This is a genomic window from Microlunatus sagamiharensis (assembly GCF_900105785.1).
GTDB classification, from domain to species: Bacteria; Actinomycetota; Actinomycetes; order Propionibacteriales; family Propionibacteriaceae; genus Microlunatus; species Microlunatus sagamiharensis.
The window spans coordinates 235,438-250,315 of the sequence record NZ_LT629799.1 but is presented as its reverse complement, the minus strand read 5'-3'; the positions used below and the strand labels follow the sequence as shown (position 1 = coordinate 250,315).

The window sequence follows — 14,878 nt, the reverse complement described above, 5'->3', positions numbered from 1 at the left end:
ACCCGCCACGCCCCCGCGGGGCCGTTCGGACACGCGGGAGGCGGGCGCGCGCGTGCGAGGATGCCGCGCATGACTCTTCGTGTCAGCGTCATCGGCACCAGCTACCTCGGTGCGACGCACGCGGCCGGGATGGCCGAGTTCGGTCACGAGGTGATCGGCATCGACATCGACGAGGACAAGGTCAAGGTCCTCAACGCCGGCCAGTCCCACATCTTCGAGGTCGGGCTCGAGCCGCTGCTCGAGAAGCACACGGCGACCGGGCGGCTGCGGTTCACGACCGACTACACCCAGATCGCCGACTGGGCCGACGTGCACTTCCTCGCGCTCGGGACGCCGTCGCAGGCCAACGGTGCGGCCGACCTGAGCCAGCTGCACGCCGCGGTCGAGAGCCTCGCGCCGCTGCTGACCGAGCCGTGCCTGGTCGTCGGCAAGTCCACGGTCCCGGTCGGCACCGCGATGGCGCTCGAGGCCCGGATCCGTGGGCTCGCGCCGGCCGGCGACGCGGTCGAGGTCGCGTGGAACCCGGAGTTCCTGCGCGAGGCGTACGCGGTCGAGGACACCCTGCACCCGGACCGCCTGGTCTTCGGCACGCACTCCCGGCACGCGCTCGAGGTGCTCGACGAGGTGTACGCCCTGCCGATCAGCGACCGCACCCCGGTCGTGCGCTGCGACATCGCCACGGCCGAGCTGATCAAGGTCGCGGCGAACTCCTTCCTCGCCACCAAGATCAGCTTCATCAACGCGATGGCGCAGATGTGCCAGGCCGCAGGCGGCGACGTCACGCTCCTCGCCGACGCGATCGGCTTCGACAACCGCATCGGCCGCGAGTTCCTCAACGCCGGCCTCGGCTTCGGCGGCGGCTGCCTGCCCAAGGACATCGCCGCGCTGGCCTACCGGGCCGACGAGCTCGGCGTGAACGTCCTGTCCGACTTCATCCACGCCGTCGAGGCCATCAACGACGGCCAGCGCACCGAGATCGCCGACCTCGCCATCGAGCAGGCCGGCGGCGACGTGACCGGCAAGCGCATCGCCGTCCTCGGCGCCGCCTTCAAGCCGGGGACCGACGACACCCGCAACTCCCCCGCCCTCACGGTGGCCGACCGGCTCCACGCGGCGGGCGCCGACGTGCGGATCTACGACCCCGAGGCCCGGCTCCCGCCGCGCGAGGGGTTCACCCAGGTCGCCAGCGTCGAGCAGGCCATGCTCGGCGCCGAGGTCGTCCTGCACCTGACCGAGTGGCCCGAGTTCCGCCAGCTCGACCCGGAGAAGTTCGCTGACCTGGTCAAGGCCAAGGTCCTCATCGACGCCCGCCTCAAGCTCCACGCCCCCACCTGGCGCAACGCTGGCTGGAAGGTCGTGCAGATCGGCCGCGCCGCCACGATGTGACGTGGTCCTCGCTTCGCTCGGACGCGGACCGGGGTCGGGTCGCCGCGCCCCGTCTGGCGAGGGCTGGGTCCACGCGGCACCAGCCCCCCTGGCTGACCACTGGTCACTTCTGAGTCGAATCGGACGCCGCTGCGGACCACTGCTGACCAGTGGTCCCGCCGGGGCGAGCGCGCTCCCGAACCACCGCCGAGCGGTAGGTTGCGGCGCGATCTGGGCCCGGGAAGGCGCTGCAACCTACCGCTCGGCGGTCTCGGGAGAGGTCGCACGGAGGCCGGTCGCGCCGAGCGCCCACGGGGGCCGCGCCGGGCGCACGATAAGTTCGTGGGGTGAGCGACTCGACGATCATCTACACCCACACCGACGAGGCGCCGATGCTGGCGACCTACTCCTTCCTGCCGATCATCCAGGCCTTCACCGGCCAGGCCGGCGTGGAGGTCGAGACCCGGGACATCTCCCTGGCCGGCCGGATCCTGGCGCAGTTCGCCGACCTCCTGCCCGCCGACCAGCAGGTGCCCGACTCCCTCGCCGAGCTCGGCGAGCTGGCCAAGACGCCGCAGGCCAACATCATCAAGCTCCCGAACATCTCGGCCTCGGTCCCCCAGCTCAAGGCCGCGATCACCGAGCTGCAGGGCCAGGGCTTCGCGCTGCCGGCGTACCCCGACTCCCCCTCGACCGACGAGGAGCGTGACGTCCGCGCCCGCTACGGCCGGGCCATGGGCAGCGCGGTGAACCCCGTCCTGCGCGAGGGCAACAGCGACCGCCGGGCGCCCGCATCGGTCAAGCAGTACGCGCGCAACCACCCGCACTCCATGGGCGCCTGGTCGGCCGACAGCAGGACGAACGTCGCGCACATGACCGCCGACGACTTCCGCTCCAACGAGACCTCCGCCGTGGCGCACGCCGACGCGACCCTGCGCATCGAGCACGTCGCCCAGGACGGCACGGTCACCGTCCTCAAGGACGGCGTCAAGGTCCTCGACGGCGAGGTCGTCGACGCGACCGTCATGCACGTCGCCGCGCTCGACGCGTTCATCGCCGAGCAGGTGCAGCGGGCCAGGGCCGAGGGCGTGCTGTTCTCGGTGCACCTCAAGGCCACGATGATGAAGGTCTCGGACCCGATCATCTTCGGCCACGTCGTCCGGGCCTTCCTGCCCGAGGTGTTCGAGCGCTACGGCGACGTGCTGCTGCCCGCCGGCCTGAACGGCAACAACGGCCTCGGCGCGATCCTCTCGGGCCTCGACTCCCTCGAGCAGGGCGACGAGATCCGGACCGCGATCGAGGACGGGCTGAAGGCCGGCCCGCCGCTCGCCATGGTCGACTCCGACCGCGGCATCACGAACCTGCACGTCCCGAGCGACGTCATCGTCGACGCCTCGATGCCGGCGATGATCCGCATCGGCGGCCACATGTGGGGCCCCGACGGCGCCGAGGCCGACACCCTCGCGGTGATCCCGGACTCCTCGTACGCCGACGTCTACCAGGTCGTCCTCGACGACTGCCGGGCCCACGGCGCGTACGACCCCACGACGATGGGCTCGGTCCCGAACGTCGGGCTGATGGCGCAGGCCGCGGAGGAGTACGGCAGCCACGACAAGACCTTCGAGGTGCCGGCCGCCGGGACCGTCCGCGTCGTCGGCAGCGGCGACGAGGTCGTCCTGACCACGGAGGTCGAGGCCGGGGACATCTGGCGCATGTGCCAGACCAAGGACGTCGCCATCCGCGACTGGGTCAAGCTCGCCGTGAGCCGCGCCCGCGCGACCGGCTCGCCGGCCGTCTTCTGGCTCGACGCCGACCGCGCCCACGACGCGCGCCTGATCGCCAAGGTCGAGCAGTACCTGCCCGAGCACGACACCGAGGGCCTCGACATCCGCGTCCTGGCGCCGGTCGAGGCGACGGCGTTCTCGCTCGAGCGGATCCGCCGCGGCGAGGACACCATCTCGGTGACCGGCAACGTGCTGCGCGACTACCTCACCGACCTCTTCCCGATCCTCGAGCTGGGGACGTCGGCCAAGATGCTCTCCGTCGTCCCGCTCATCAACGGCGGCGGGCTCTTCGAGACCGGTGCCGGCGGCTCCGCGCCCAAGCACGTGCAGCAGCTCGTCCGCGAGGACTACCTGCGCTGGGACAGCCTGGGCGAGTTCCTCGCGCTCGCGGTCAGCCTCGAGCACCTGGCCCAGTCCACCAGCAACCCGCGCGCGCAGGTCCTGGCCGACACCCTGGACCGGGCGACGGGGACCTTCCTCAACGAGAACCGCTCGCCCGGGCGCCGGCTGGGCACGATCGACAACCGCGGCAGCCACTTCTACCTCGCCCTCTACTGGGCGCAGGAGCTGGCGGCGCAGTCCGACGACGCGGACCTGGCGTCGACGTTCGGCCCGGTCGCCCAGCGGCTGGCCGAGCAGGAGCAGACGATCGTGGACGAGCTGCTCGCCGTGCAGGGCCACCCGGTCGACATCGGCGGCTACTACCGTCCCGACGACGCCAAGGCCGGCGAGGTCATGCGCCCCTCGGCGACGCTGAACGAGGTCCTGGCTCAGCTCGGCTGACCTCGCGCGCCGGTTTTCTTGCCCGGTCGCGTCCTGCTGGCCCCCGAGGGGCCTCGGGCGCTCACTGCGGTAAGGAAACCGGCGCGGCGTCGCCGACCACCACCGCGTCGACACGCTCCTGCGGCCGCTGGGCGGCCTCGTACGCGTCCTCGGCCGGCATCCACCGCTCCACCCACTGCTCGCGCATCGCCTCGCCGTCGCGGGCCAGGGCCCGGGCGAGCCGCACCTCCGGCGCGACGTCCAGCCAGAGCGTGACGTCCCACGGGACGCCGAGCCGCACGTCGGTGCTCGAGACCCCCTCGACGACCACCGGCACACCGACGGGCACCTCGGCCCAGCCGAGCGAGGTGTCGGCGTCCCAGTCCCAGCGCTCGTAGCGCGCCGGCCGCCCGGCCCGCAGCGGCGCCAGGACCTGCGCGACGAACCGGTCGCGCTCCCAGGTCTCCACCGAGCGCCGGGCGAAGTCGTCGACGTGGACGACCGCGGCGGCACCGAGCGCCGCGGCCACGGCGGCGGCGAGCGTCGTCTTGCCCGACGCCCCCTTGCCGTCGAGGCCGACCCAGCGGGTGCCGCCGAGCCCGGCCAGGCGCTCGCGGACGAAGCCCGGTGCCTGCGCCATCCCGACCCGGACCGTCACCGCACCACCGTACGGACTAGCGTCGGGGTGCCGGACCCTCCGCACGGAGGTCCCACCGCACCACCCTCAGCACGACCCCGAGACCGACGAGAGAACGAGGAGACCCGTGAGCACCACCGCTGGAGCGACCGCGAAGCAGCCTGTGAAGGTCGCCGTCACCGGAGCCGCCGGGCAGATCTGCTACAGCCTGCTCTTCCGGATCGCGAGCGGCGAGCTGCTCGGCCCCGACCAGCCCGTGCAGCTGCGGCTCCTGGAGATCACCCCGGCGCTCAAGGCGCTCGAGGGCGTGGTCATGGAGCTCGACGACTGCGCCTACCCGCTGCTGGAGTCGGTCGTGATCGGCGACGACCCCAACCAGGTCTTCGACGGGGTCAACCTGGCCTTCCTCGTGGGCGCGCGCCCGCGCAGCAAGGGCATGGAGCGCGGCGACCTGCTCGAGGCCAACGGGGCGATCTTCAAGCCGCAGGGCCGCGCGCTGAACGACCACGCCGCTGACGACGTCCGGGTGCTGATCACGGGCAACCCGGCCAACACCAACGCCCTGATCGCGCTGAGCAACGCCCCCGACATCCCGAAGGAGCGCTTCAACGCGCTCACCCGCCTCGACCACAACCGCGCCGCCGGCCAGCTGGCGATCAAGGCCGGTGTGCCGGTCGCCGAGGTGAGCCAGGTGACGATCTGGGGCAACCACTCCGCCACGCAGTACCCCGACATCTTCAACGCGCGCATCGGCGGCCGCAGCGCCGCCGAGGTCGTCGACGACAAGGCCTGGCTGGAGAGCGACTTCCTGCCGACCGTGCAGAAGCGCTGGGCGGCGATCATCGAGGCGCGTGGCGCCAGCTCGGCGGCCAGCGCGGCCAAGGCGACCATCGACCACATGCACGACTGGGTGCTGGGCACGCCGGAGGGCGACTGGGTCTCCATGGCCGTCCCGTCCGACGGCTCGTACGGCGTCCCCGAGGGCATCGTGAGCTCATTCGCCTGCACGACCAGCGGCGGCGACTGGACGATCGTCCCGGGCCTCGAGGTCAACGAGTTCTCGCAGGCCAAGATCGACGCCACGGTCGCCGAGCTCTCCGAGGAGCGCGAGGCGGTGCGCTCCCTGGGCCTCGTTCCCTGAGCCCTGTGCCCTGAGCCCCGCCGGCGCGGGTCGCGCGCGCACCTGACCGCGTGCGACCCGCTGATGCGCGATGATGTCGGCCATGAGCGAGCCGAACGAGCCCCGCAACGAGCCCAGCGGCGGCGACACCAACCCCTACCAGCCCCCGTCCTCCGACGAGGCGGGCCGCAGCGGGTCCGACAGCGCCGGTTCGTCGGCCGTCGACCCGTCCTCGTACGGCTCGTCCTCCTACGGGTCGTCGTACGGCTCGGGCTCGGACCAGGCCGCCGGCGGCTACGGCCAGCAGGGCGACCAGGGCTACTCCTCCCCCTACGGGCAGCAGCAGGGGGGCGACCAGAGCTCCCCGCAGGGCCAGTACGGCGACCAGGCCGGGCAGTACGGCCAGCAGCAGGCGCCGTACGGGCAGCAGGGCGACTACGGCCAGCAGGCTGAGTACGGCCAGCAGCAGGGCGAGCTCGGGCAGCCCGGCGGCGAGTACGGCCAGCAGCAGGGCGAGTACGGCCAGCCGGGTGCGTACGGGCAGCAGGGCGGCTACGGCCAGCCCGACGCCGGCTACGGGCAGCCCGTCCCCTACGGCCAGCCGGCCTACGGCGGCTACCAGGGCGGCTACGGCGGCGCCCCCGTCGCCCACCAGTCCGGGACGACCGTCCTGGTGCTCGGCATCCTCGGCCTGGTCGTCTGCTTCATCTGCGGCATCTTCGCCATCACGACTGGCAACAAGGCGCTCCGCGAGATCGACGCCAACCCGGCCGCCTACAACAACCGCTCCACGATCGTCACGGGGCGCATCCTCGGCATCATCGGCGTCGTGCTCCAGGGACTCGGTATCCTGATCTACGGGATCGCGATCGCCGCCGCGGTCGCCAGCAGCAGCTAGACCCGAACCCGTGGTGCCCGCCGGTCACCGACCGGCGGGCACGACCACGCTCAGGACCAGCACGGCCCCGCCGGCGAGCAGCATGACGCCGACGTCGAAGGCCTTGCTGCGCACGCGCAGCAGCCCGGCGCGCCGGGTGCTCAGCACGAGCCGCAGCAGCGCACCGAGGACGAGCGCACCGCCGACGACCATGCAGCCGGCCCGCCAGGTCTCGGGCCCGAGCAGCGCCGCGACGACCCCGCCGAGCACGAGCGCGGAGACGAGCAGCAGCGGCCACTGCCGCCGGGGCCGGACGAGACCTCCCCCGGCCGGGTCGCGCGGACGCGTGCCGGGCCCGCTCACCCCGCGAGCGCCTCGGCGCGCTCGACGACGTTCGTCAGGAGCATTGCCCGGGTCATCGGACCCACGCCGCCGGGGACCGGGGCGATCCACGAGGCCACCTCGCGCACGCTGGGGTCGATGTCGCCGACCAGCCCGGCCTCGGTGCGCGTGATGCCCACGTCGACGCAGACCGCGCCCGGCTTGACCATGTCGGCGGTGACGATCCTCGGCCGTCCGGCGGCCGCGACGACGATGTCGGCGCGTCGGGTGTGCTCGGCCACGTCGACGGTGCCGGTGTGGCAGAGCGTGACCGTGGCGTTCTCGCTCTTGCGGGTGAGCAGCAGCCCGAGGGGACGGCCCACCGTGGTGCCGCGGCCGATCACGCAGACCTCGGCCCCGCTGAGGCCGACGCCGTTGCGGCGCAGCAGCTCGACGATCCCCCGCGGCGTGCAGGGCAGCGGGCCGGGCTCACCGAGGACCAGGCGGCCCAGGTTGGCCGGGTGGAGGCCGTCGGCGTCCTTGCCGGGGTCGACGAGCTCCAGGGCCCACGCGTCGTCGAGCGCGCCGGGCAGCGGGAGCTGCACGATGAAGCCGGTGCAGGCCGGGTCCTCGTTGAGCTCGCGGATCCGGCCCTCCAGCTCCGCGGCGCTCGTCGAGGCCGGCAGCTCGACCTGGATCGAGGCGATGCCCACCTCCGCGCAGTCGCGGTGCTTGCCGCGCACGTAGGAGTGCGAGCCCGGGTCGTCGCCGACCAGCACCGTGCCGAGCCCGGGCACGATCCCGCGCTCGGCGAGGGCGGCCACGCGCTCCTTGAGCTCGGCCTTGATGGTGGCGGCCAGCGCCTTGCCGTCCAGCGTCTCTGCGGTCATGGGTCGTGCCTTCCTCGACGAGGTGTCTGCTGCGGGAGCCGTACGGCTGCGGTTCAGCGGTGCGGGCTCAATGGTAGAAGTGCCGGGCGCCGGTCAGGTAGAGCGTCGCCCCGGCCTTGCGGGCGGCCTCGACGACGGCGTCGTCGCGCATCGACCCGCCCGGCTGCACGACCGCCCGGACCCCGGCCTCGAGCAGGATCTCCAGACCGTCGGGGAAGGGGAAGAAGGCGTCGGACGCCGCGACGGAACCCGCGGCGCGCTCCCCGGCGCGGCTGACCGCGAGCCTGCTGGAGTCCACCCGGTTGACCTGGCCCATGCCGATGCCCACCGAGGCGCCGTCGGCGGCGAGCAGGATCGCGTTCGACTTGACCGAGCGGCACGCCTTCCAGGCGAACTCGAGGTCGGCGAGCGTGGCCTCGTCGGCCGGCTCGCCGCAGGCCAGCGTCCAGCCGGCCGGCCCGTCGTGCTCGGCGTCGACGGTGTCGCGCTCCTGCAGCAGCAGGCCGCCGTCGATGCGACGGAACTCCGTCCCGCCGTCGGCGAGGGCGTCGGTGACGAGGATGCGGATGTTCTTCTTGCGGGCCAGCACCTCGACGGCGCCGTCCTCGTAGCCGGGGGCCAGGATCACCTCGGTGAAGACCTCGGCCACCTGCTCGGCCATGGCCACGCTGACCTCGACGTTGGTGGCGATGACGCCGCCGAAGGCCGACACCGGGTCGCAGGCGTGCGCGCGGCGGTGCGCCTCGGCCACGTCGGCGCCCACGGCGATGCCGCAGGGGTTGGCGTGCTTGATGATCGCGACGGCCGGGGAGTCGAAGTCGTACGCCGCCCGGCGGGCCGCGTCGGCGTCGACGTAGTTGTTGTAGGACATCTCCTTGCCGTGCAGCTGATGCGCGCCGGCGAGCGTGCCGGCCGAGCCCGGGGCGAGGTAGAGCGCGGCGGCCTGGTGCGGGTTCTCCCCGTAGCGCAGCGACGCCGCGAGGTCCCAGGTCGCCCCGAGCCACGCCGGGAACGTGTCGGCCGCGGCGCCGTCCTCGCCGGCGGAGGAGCCGGTGAGCACCGAACCCATCCAGCTCGCGACCGCGACGTCGTAGGTCGCGGTGTGCACGAAGGCCGCCGCGGCCAGGCGCTTGCGCTGCTCGAGGGTGGTCCCGCCGTCGGCGAGCGCGGCCGTCAGCTCGGCGTACTGCTCGGGGGAGGTCAGGACCGCGACGCTCGGGTGGTTCTTGGCGCTCGCCCGCACCATCGCCGGCCCGCCGATGTCGATCTGCTCGACGCACTCGTCGGGCGAGGCGCCGGAGGCGACGGTCTGGGTGAACGGGTAGAGGTTGCTGACCAGCAGCTGGAAGGGCGCGATGCCCAGCTCGTCGAGCTGGCGGCGGTGCGTCTCGAGCCGGAGGTCGGCGAGCAGGCCCGCGTGGACCTTGGGGTGCAGCGTCTTGACCCGGCCGTCGAGGCACTCGGGGAAGCCGGTCACGTCCTCCACCGCGGTCACGGGCAGCCCGGCGCCGGCGATCGTCTTCGCGGTCGAGCCGGTCGAGACGATCTCCACGCCCGCGTCGACGAGCGCCCGGGCGAGGTCGACCAGGCCGGTCTTGTCGTAGACGGAGACGAGCGCGCGCCGGACGGGGATGCGCTCGGCGACCGCGCCGGAGGTGGGGGTGTCGGAGGTGTCAGTCATGGGGGTCCCGGTGGACCTTCCTGCCGACCACGCGCCAGGGGCGGGTGACCAGCGTGTGGGTGGTGGTGACGAGCAGGTCGCGCTCGGCGGTCTTGATCCGTTCGTGCAGGGTCTCGACGGTGTCGTCGTCCTCGACGGGCACCACGGCCTGGTCGAGCACGACGCCGGTGTCGACGCCGGCGTCGACGAGGAAGACGGTCGCCCCCGTGTACCTCACCCCGTACGCGAGCGCGTCGCGGGGACCGTGCATCCCGGGGAAGGCTGGGAGCAGCGCCGGGTGGGTGTTGATCGTGCGCCCGCCGAACCGCTCGAGGAAGGCCGGCCCCAGGAGCTTCATGAAGCCGGCGCTGATGACGAGGTCAGGCTCGTACGCGGCCACGAGGTCGGCCAGCCCGGCGTCCCACGCGGCCCGCTGCTCCCGGTCGACGAGCGGGTGGACGAACGTCTCCGCCCCGGCCGCGCTCGCCCGCTCCAGGCCGAGGACGCCCTCGCGGTCGGAGCCGACCGCGACGACGGTGGCGCCGTAGCCGGGGTCGGCGCAGGCGTCGAGCAGCGCCTGGAGCAGCGTCCCGGTACCCGACAGGAGGACGACGAGGCGCTTGGGCGGTCGGTCCGACGAGCCACCTCTGAGGTCGGGCTCGGGCATCGGCACGGCCGCCACCCTACCGAGCGGCGCCGGGGGCGCCGCCGGTCACCGCGCCTCGATCACCTCGGTCGCCTCGGCGTCGTCCGGTCCGTCCTGGTCGCCGGGGTGCGTGCCGCCGACGAGGACGGTCGGCTCCGCGTCGGACCCCTCGGTCCCGTGCCGGTCCCCGCGACGCAGGTGGCGCACGACCCCGACGACGGCGCCGGTGACCATGCCCGACAGCCCGAGCGTGGTGGTGCTCATGACCAGCAGGGGCAGCAGGCGCGGGCCGAGACCGGTGAGGCGGAGGGTGCCGAGGTCGCCGCTGGTGGTCCAGGCGACGCCGGTGAAGACGAGGGCCGCCGCGACGCCGGCCAGCCCGCCGACCAGCGTCGTCGCGTCGAAGCGGCGGGGCGCGCCCGAGCGCAGGGCGAGCCAGGCGGCGAGGGCCCCGGCCACGGCGCCGGAGACGAGCCACCACAGCTGCAGCGTGCTGCCTGGGCCCGCCGCCGGCAGGGCGCCCAGCACGGGCAGGCCCGGGAGCACGCCGAGGGACGTGGCGGCAGGAGCCACCACCGAGCCGGAGCCGAGGCTGAAGCCGGCGCCCAGGGCGTACGAGCCGGACCAGACGAGCGCGTTCGGCAGCAGCGCGAGCTGCAGCAGCACCAGCAGGATGGTGCCGAACGTGCCGGCCTGGAGCGAGGAGGTCAGCGCGACGACCCGGTCCCAGCCGGTCACCAGGCCGAGGGCCAGGACCCCGGCGCCCGCGATCAGGAGCACGAGCTGGGCGCCGACGACCGCCCGGGGCAGGGACCGGAGCGGGCCCGGCCAGGACGAGCCGACCGGGCGGCCCGACCGGTGCGCCGCACCGCTCCAGGCCGCCACCAGCAGGAGGAGGACGACGGCGGCCCAGCGGCCCGGGGCACGCCACGGCTCGCCGAGGAAGACCGCGACGGCGAGGACGGGGAGCGTGTGCGCCAGCGCCACGACGAGCCCGACGGCCAGCGGGCCGGTGCGCTCGTCGGTCGCCCGGCGCACGGCGTAGCCGCCGAAGCGCCACAGCAGGGCGGCGCTCAGCGCGGTGACGCCCCAGGGCACGAGGGTGACGTCCAGCCCGGCGACCGGCACCGGGACGCCGCAGGCGAGCAGCCACAGGCGGGTGCCGAGCTCGATCGCGCCCGACAGCCGGGTGTCGTCGCCCATCAGCCACCCGCAGACCACCAGGCCGGTGACGAGCACCCAGCCGACCGCGGCGGTGGTCAGACCCCCGACGACCGCGGCCACCGGCCAGCTGACGGGGTCGACCTCGGCCCGCTCGTCCGGCGTGGCGGCCTCGGACGCCTTCAGGACGAGCCGGTGCCGCTCGGGCGAGTCCGGACGACGGGGTGAGGTGAGCTGAGCCATGTCCGGCCCATCGTTTCCCACGGGCCCGCATCGAGGAGGGCGGGACACGCGCGACCAGGGGTAAAGTTTGGTGGTCCCCGCCCGCGGCCACCGACGCCCGGGCCCAGCACCGTCGAGACGTGGCGACGCGGTGTGCCCGCGACGAGCCACGAGGAGCACGTTCCCGCCCATGGCCGACGACCGAAGTCCGCACAGCCCCCGCCGAGCCGCTCCCGGGGAGGACCCGGCTCCCGCCGGACCCTCGGCACCGCGCGGCTCCGAGCCGGGGCGGACAGGCTCCGGCGACGGCACGCCCGGCTCCGGGAACGGTGCCGCGGAGGGCGCCGGCAGCACCGCCCCGGGGGCGCCGGGGCGCTTCACCGAGGACGAGGCCCGACCGATCTTCCGCGAGGCCGCCGCCGACGCGGACGCCGCGACCGTGCGTACGCCGACGGGTGGCTCCGACGCCCCGGCCGCGACGAGCGCACCGAAGGGTGCTTCCTCCGAGGGCGAGCCCGCGGGGGCGTCGACCGAGCCGGGCGCCGCGGACGCGCCGGCCGCCGACCCCGCGTCGGGACCCACGACCGGCAGCCGCCGGCTGAACTTCACCCCGCGCGCCCGTCCGGCCGACGACGAGGACGCGACGACCCTGCTCCCCCGCACCACGGGCCGCGACGGCCGGGCGGGAGCCGCCGTGACCGACCCCGACCTCGACGACCTCGACGAGCGCCCGCGCCGCCTCGGGCGCCGCGGCCGCCTGGCCCTGCTGGTCAGCGCCGTGGCCGCCGTCGTGGTGGTCGGCCTGGGCGTCGGCTACGCCGTGGTCGGCGTGAGCGACCAGCAGCCCGGCGCCGACGGCGTCCCCGGCGGCACCACCAGCAGCTCCGCGGCCGCGACGCCCAGCGCCGCCGCGCTGCTCGACGACTCCTCGATGCTCACCGCGCAGGGGGCCACCTCGATCCTGCCGAAGCGCACCTGGACGGTCGGCGAGGTCGTCCGTGGCCCGTTGCCCGCCGGCACGGGTCCGAGCTGCCTCGGCAGCGACCCGCTCGAGGGCGCCCCGACCGCGCAGCAGACCCTCAGCCGCACCGTCACCGCGGACGGGTCCGACGCACCGTCCGTGCTGCACGTGGCGCAGGCGTACGCGACCGTCGAGGACGCGACGCAGGCCTTCTCCGTCACGTCCAGGGCGATGGGCACCTGCGCGGTCACCGGCGACTGGATCTTCACCGGCCGGGCCCTCCAGGGCGTCGGGGACGAGGCGACCGCGGTCGCCGTCCGCTCCGCCGCCGACGGGCAGACCACCCAGCACTGGGTCGTCGTGAGCCGCACCGGCCGTGCGATCGACGTCGTCGACGCCTCGACCCCGGGCAAGGACGCCCTGAACGTCAACAACGTGACCGCCAGCCTCGCCTCGGTCGTCGGCGCGCAGTGCGCGACGGCCGGCGGCGCCTGCGCCGACAGCCCGAGCACCTCCGACGCCCCGCCGCCCGTCGGCGGGGACGAGCCGGGCTTCTTCGCCACCGGCGACCTGCCGCCCGCCAGCTCGAGCCCGGCCCCCTGGGTGGGCACGCCCGTCGAGGCGCCGAGCGAGGACTTCACGGGCTCGCAGTGCGAGTCGGTGAACTGGTCCACCACGGCCGCGGTCGAGAAGAGCTCACGGGTCTACCTGCTCCAGGACGTGCCCGGCATCTTCGGGCTCAACGAGATCGTGCTGACCGCCAAGGACGAGGCGACAGCGACCAAGCTCGTCGAGAAGATCAAGGACGACTGGGCCAGCTGCAAGGAGCGCAAGCTCACCGCGACCGTCGACAAGGCGACCAAGGTCACCGGGGTGGCCGAGGGCGGTGCGTCGGTGGCCGGCTGGACCACCGAGGTCGAGCAGAAGGCCGGCAGCACCACGACCCGCTTCCGCGTCGGCATCGCCTCCTCGGGCACGAAGGTGGCCTTCGTGTTCCTCAACCCCCAGAAGGGCCTCGACATCAGCTCCGAGGAGTGGAACACGGTCACGGTGCGCGGGGTGCAGCGTCTGACGCAGCAGGGCTGAGGCCAGCTCCCGCGTCGTCGCCCCGGGTCGGCAGGCGCGGCGTCAGACCTTGAGGTCCCGCCGCCAGGCGGAGTAGCTGCCGATCCCCGCCGGGCGGGGCCGGACGAGCCACGGCCACGGGTGGACCTCGACGGGCTGCAGGCGGGCGGCACGCTGCTGCCAGCCGGGCACGGGCGTCCAGGTCGCGGCCAGGCGACGCCCCTCGAGCTCGGTGACGACCTCGCCGCGGCGCACCTCGAGCGGACGGCGGGCGGCGAGCTCGCCGAGGGTCTGGGCCAGGAAGACCAGCCGCTTGCCCGAGAGCCGCAGCGTGGCCAGCAGCGGCTCGTCGAAGACGAACACGGCGGGCCGGTCGTCGTCGGCGGCCAGCGCCGGGTCGGCGTCACCGAGCGACTCGGCGGTCAGCCAGACGGCGTCGCCGCCCTCACCCTCGACCTCCTCCGGCCCGGCCGGGATCGGCCCGCGCGCCAGGTCGGCCCGGTCGTCGACGCGCTGGAGGCGGACGTCGGGCCACTCCTGGATCGGGCAGGCGTCGCGCAGCGGGCAGCGGCGGCAGAGCTGCGGGGCCCGCTTCTGCACCTGCCAGCGGCTGAACCCGTACGCCTTGGTGCTGCCGGCGCCGACCGTCCACTGCCAGCCGAGGCCGTTGGCCGCGCGCGAGCCGTCGAGCAGGTGGACGAACATCGCCTGCTCGCCCTCGCGCCAGTCGAGCCCCGCGCGGACCGCCCACTGCGAGGCGAGCCACATGCGCGTCTGGTTGACCACCCAGCCCTGCCCGTGGAGCTCGTCGGTGACGAAGTCCATGCACGCCATCTCTGGGTCCCACCCCGGCCGGTGCCACGTGGCCCGCCCCTCGGCCGGCGACTCGTTGCGCAGCGCCCGGCGGAACCGCCGCCCGAGACGGGCGTACACGTGCCGGGCGTACTCCTGCCAGAGCAGCTCGTCGCGGAAGCGCTTGCGGTCGAAGGAGGGGGCGTCGGCGACCGCGGCCGACACCTGCGGCAGCAGGAGCAGCCCGTGGCGGATGTACGGCGACAGCCGGCTGGCTCCCCGCCGCTCCTCCGGGAGCACGGTGCTGCGGGTGTTCGCGTAGCCGCTGATGTCCAGCGTGGCGAGCGCGGCGTCGGCCGCCGACTGCCCGCCGTCGAACCCGCCCGCCCGGACACCGTCGGGCCCCTCCAGCGTCAGGTCGCCGAGGTGCTGCGCGACCCAGGCCTCGACGTCGCCCAGGCTCGCGCCGTCGACGGTGGACGGGGGCGCGGGGAGAAGAGGCACGGCAGAACTTCTACCCGGGACCTCCGACAGGATGCCCCGTGCTGCCCCGCCCTGCCCCGGACGCAGGAGACGCCGGCGGACGACAGCCCCGGAGCTGGTCCGGGGCTGTCG

At 74.3% G+C, this 14,878-nt stretch carries 12 protein-coding genes; 5 read left to right on the top strand and 7 right to left on the bottom strand.

Going from position 1 to position 14,878, the window contains the following annotated elements; genetic code table 11:
• Positions 1-69 precede the first annotated feature (69 nt).
• Both BLU42_RS01115 and BLU42_RS01110 read left to right on the top strand, forming a co-directional pair.
• A complete protein-coding gene (locus BLU42_RS01115) occupies positions 70-1,386 on the top strand; it encodes a UDP-glucose dehydrogenase family protein (protein WP_091072538.1) in 1,317 nt (438 codons plus the stop codon).
• Positions 1,387-1,712: 326 nt separating this feature from the next.
• Positions 1,713-3,932 (top strand): NADP-dependent isocitrate dehydrogenase, encoded by a 2,220-nt coding sequence (locus BLU42_RS01110; RefSeq protein WP_091072535.1) that lies wholly within the window; start codon positions 1,713-1,715, stop codon positions 3,930-3,932.
• A gap of 61 nt (positions 3,933-3,993) precedes the next feature.
• Here the strand turns inward: BLU42_RS01110 and BLU42_RS01105 are convergent, their stop codons facing one another.
• Positions 3,994-4,569 carry a nucleoside/nucleotide kinase family protein gene (locus tag BLU42_RS01105; protein WP_091072532.1) on the bottom strand — a complete coding sequence of 192 codons (576 nt, stop codon included), beginning with the start codon at positions 4,567-4,569 and terminating at the stop codon, positions 3,994-3,996.
• A gap of 106 nt (positions 4,570-4,675) precedes the next feature.
• Between BLU42_RS01105 and BLU42_RS01100 the strand changes: the two genes are divergently transcribed.
• On the top strand, positions 4,676-5,689 hold the full coding sequence (locus tag BLU42_RS01100; protein ID WP_091072529.1) for a malate dehydrogenase: 1,014 nt from the start codon (positions 4,676-4,678) through the stop codon (positions 5,687-5,689).
• An 82-nt stretch (positions 5,690-5,771) separates the two neighbouring features.
• Positions 5,772-6,566, top strand: coding sequence for a DUF4190 domain-containing protein (locus BLU42_RS01095; protein ID WP_091072527.1), 795 nt, complete (start codon positions 5,772-5,774; stop codon positions 6,564-6,566).
• 24 nt (positions 6,567-6,590) lie between these two features.
• Here BLU42_RS01095 and BLU42_RS01090 read toward each other — a convergent pair whose 3' ends face one another.
• The 5 genes from BLU42_RS01090 to BLU42_RS01070 all read right to left on the bottom strand — a co-directional run bounded on the left by BLU42_RS01090 (position 6,591) and on the right by BLU42_RS01070 (position 11,466).
• A complete protein-coding gene (locus BLU42_RS01090) occupies positions 6,591-6,908 on the bottom strand; it encodes a DUF3017 domain-containing protein (protein WP_091072523.1) in 318 nt (105 codons plus the stop codon).
• Positions 6,905-7,756: a bifunctional methylenetetrahydrofolate dehydrogenase/methenyltetrahydrofolate cyclohydrolase gene (locus BLU42_RS01085; protein ID WP_091072518.1), complete on the bottom strand. Its 852-nt coding sequence runs from the start codon at positions 7,754-7,756 to the stop codon at positions 6,905-6,907. Before BLU42_RS01085 ends, BLU42_RS01090 begins: the two co-directional genes overlap by 4 nt.
• Positions 7,757-7,823: 67 nt before the next feature.
• Positions 7,824-9,437, bottom strand: coding sequence for a bifunctional phosphoribosylaminoimidazolecarboxamide formyltransferase/IMP cyclohydrolase (purH, locus tag BLU42_RS01080; protein WP_091072515.1), 1,614 nt, complete (start codon positions 9,435-9,437; stop codon positions 7,824-7,826).
• Positions 9,430-10,083, bottom strand: a complete 654-nt coding sequence (gene purN / locus BLU42_RS01075; RefSeq protein ID WP_091079007.1) for a phosphoribosylglycinamide formyltransferase — start codon at positions 10,081-10,083, stop codon at positions 9,430-9,432. Before purN ends, purH begins: the two co-directional genes overlap by 8 nt.
• A 45-nt stretch (positions 10,084-10,128) precedes the next feature.
• Complete coding sequence (locus BLU42_RS01070; protein WP_091072513.1) at positions 10,129-11,466, bottom strand: cell division protein PerM; 1,338 nt, start codon at positions 11,464-11,466, stop codon at positions 10,129-10,131.
• 169 nt (positions 11,467-11,635) lie between these two features.
• Here BLU42_RS01070 and BLU42_RS01065 point away from each other — a divergent pair, with 169 nt between their 5' ends.
• Entirely contained in the window at positions 11,636-13,492 is a 1,857-nt protein-coding gene (locus BLU42_RS01065; RefSeq protein ID WP_091072504.1) for a hypothetical protein, read from the top strand.
• 42 nt (positions 13,493-13,534) lie between these two features.
• On the opposite strand, the gene BLU42_RS01060 is transcribed toward BLU42_RS01065, so the two are convergent.
• Positions 13,535-14,767 (bottom strand): FAD-binding domain-containing protein, encoded by a 1,233-nt coding sequence (locus BLU42_RS01060; protein WP_091072501.1) that lies wholly within the window; start codon positions 14,765-14,767, stop codon positions 13,535-13,537.
• Positions 14,768-14,878: the final 111 nt, after the last annotated feature.

Bases quoted from the DNA above. Each gene is read 5' to 3' on its own strand.
- BLU42_RS01115 (WP_091072538.1), top strand. From the start codon at position 70: ATGACTCTTCGTGTCAGCGTCATCGGCACCAGCTACCTCGGTGCGACG.
- BLU42_RS01095 (WP_091072527.1), top strand. From the start codon at position 5,772: ATGAGCGAGCCGAACGAGCCCCGCAACGAGCCCAGCGGCGGCGACACC.
- BLU42_RS01085 (WP_091072518.1), bottom strand. From the start codon at position 7,756: ATGACCGCAGAGACGCTGGACGGCAAGGCGCTGGCCGCCACCATCAAG.
- purH (WP_091072515.1), bottom strand. From the start codon at position 9,437: ATGACTGACACCTCCGACACCCCCACCTCCGGCGCGGTCGCCGAGCGC.
- purN (WP_091079007.1), bottom strand. From the start codon at position 10,083: ATGCCCGAGCCCGACCTCAGAGGTGGCTCGTCGGACCGACCGCCCAAG.
- BLU42_RS01070 (WP_091072513.1), bottom strand. From the start codon at position 11,466: ATGGCTCAGCTCACCTCACCCCGTCGTCCGGACTCGCCCGAGCGGCAC.
- BLU42_RS01065 (WP_091072504.1), top strand. From the start codon at position 11,636: ATGGCCGACGACCGAAGTCCGCACAGCCCCCGCCGAGCCGCTCCCGGG.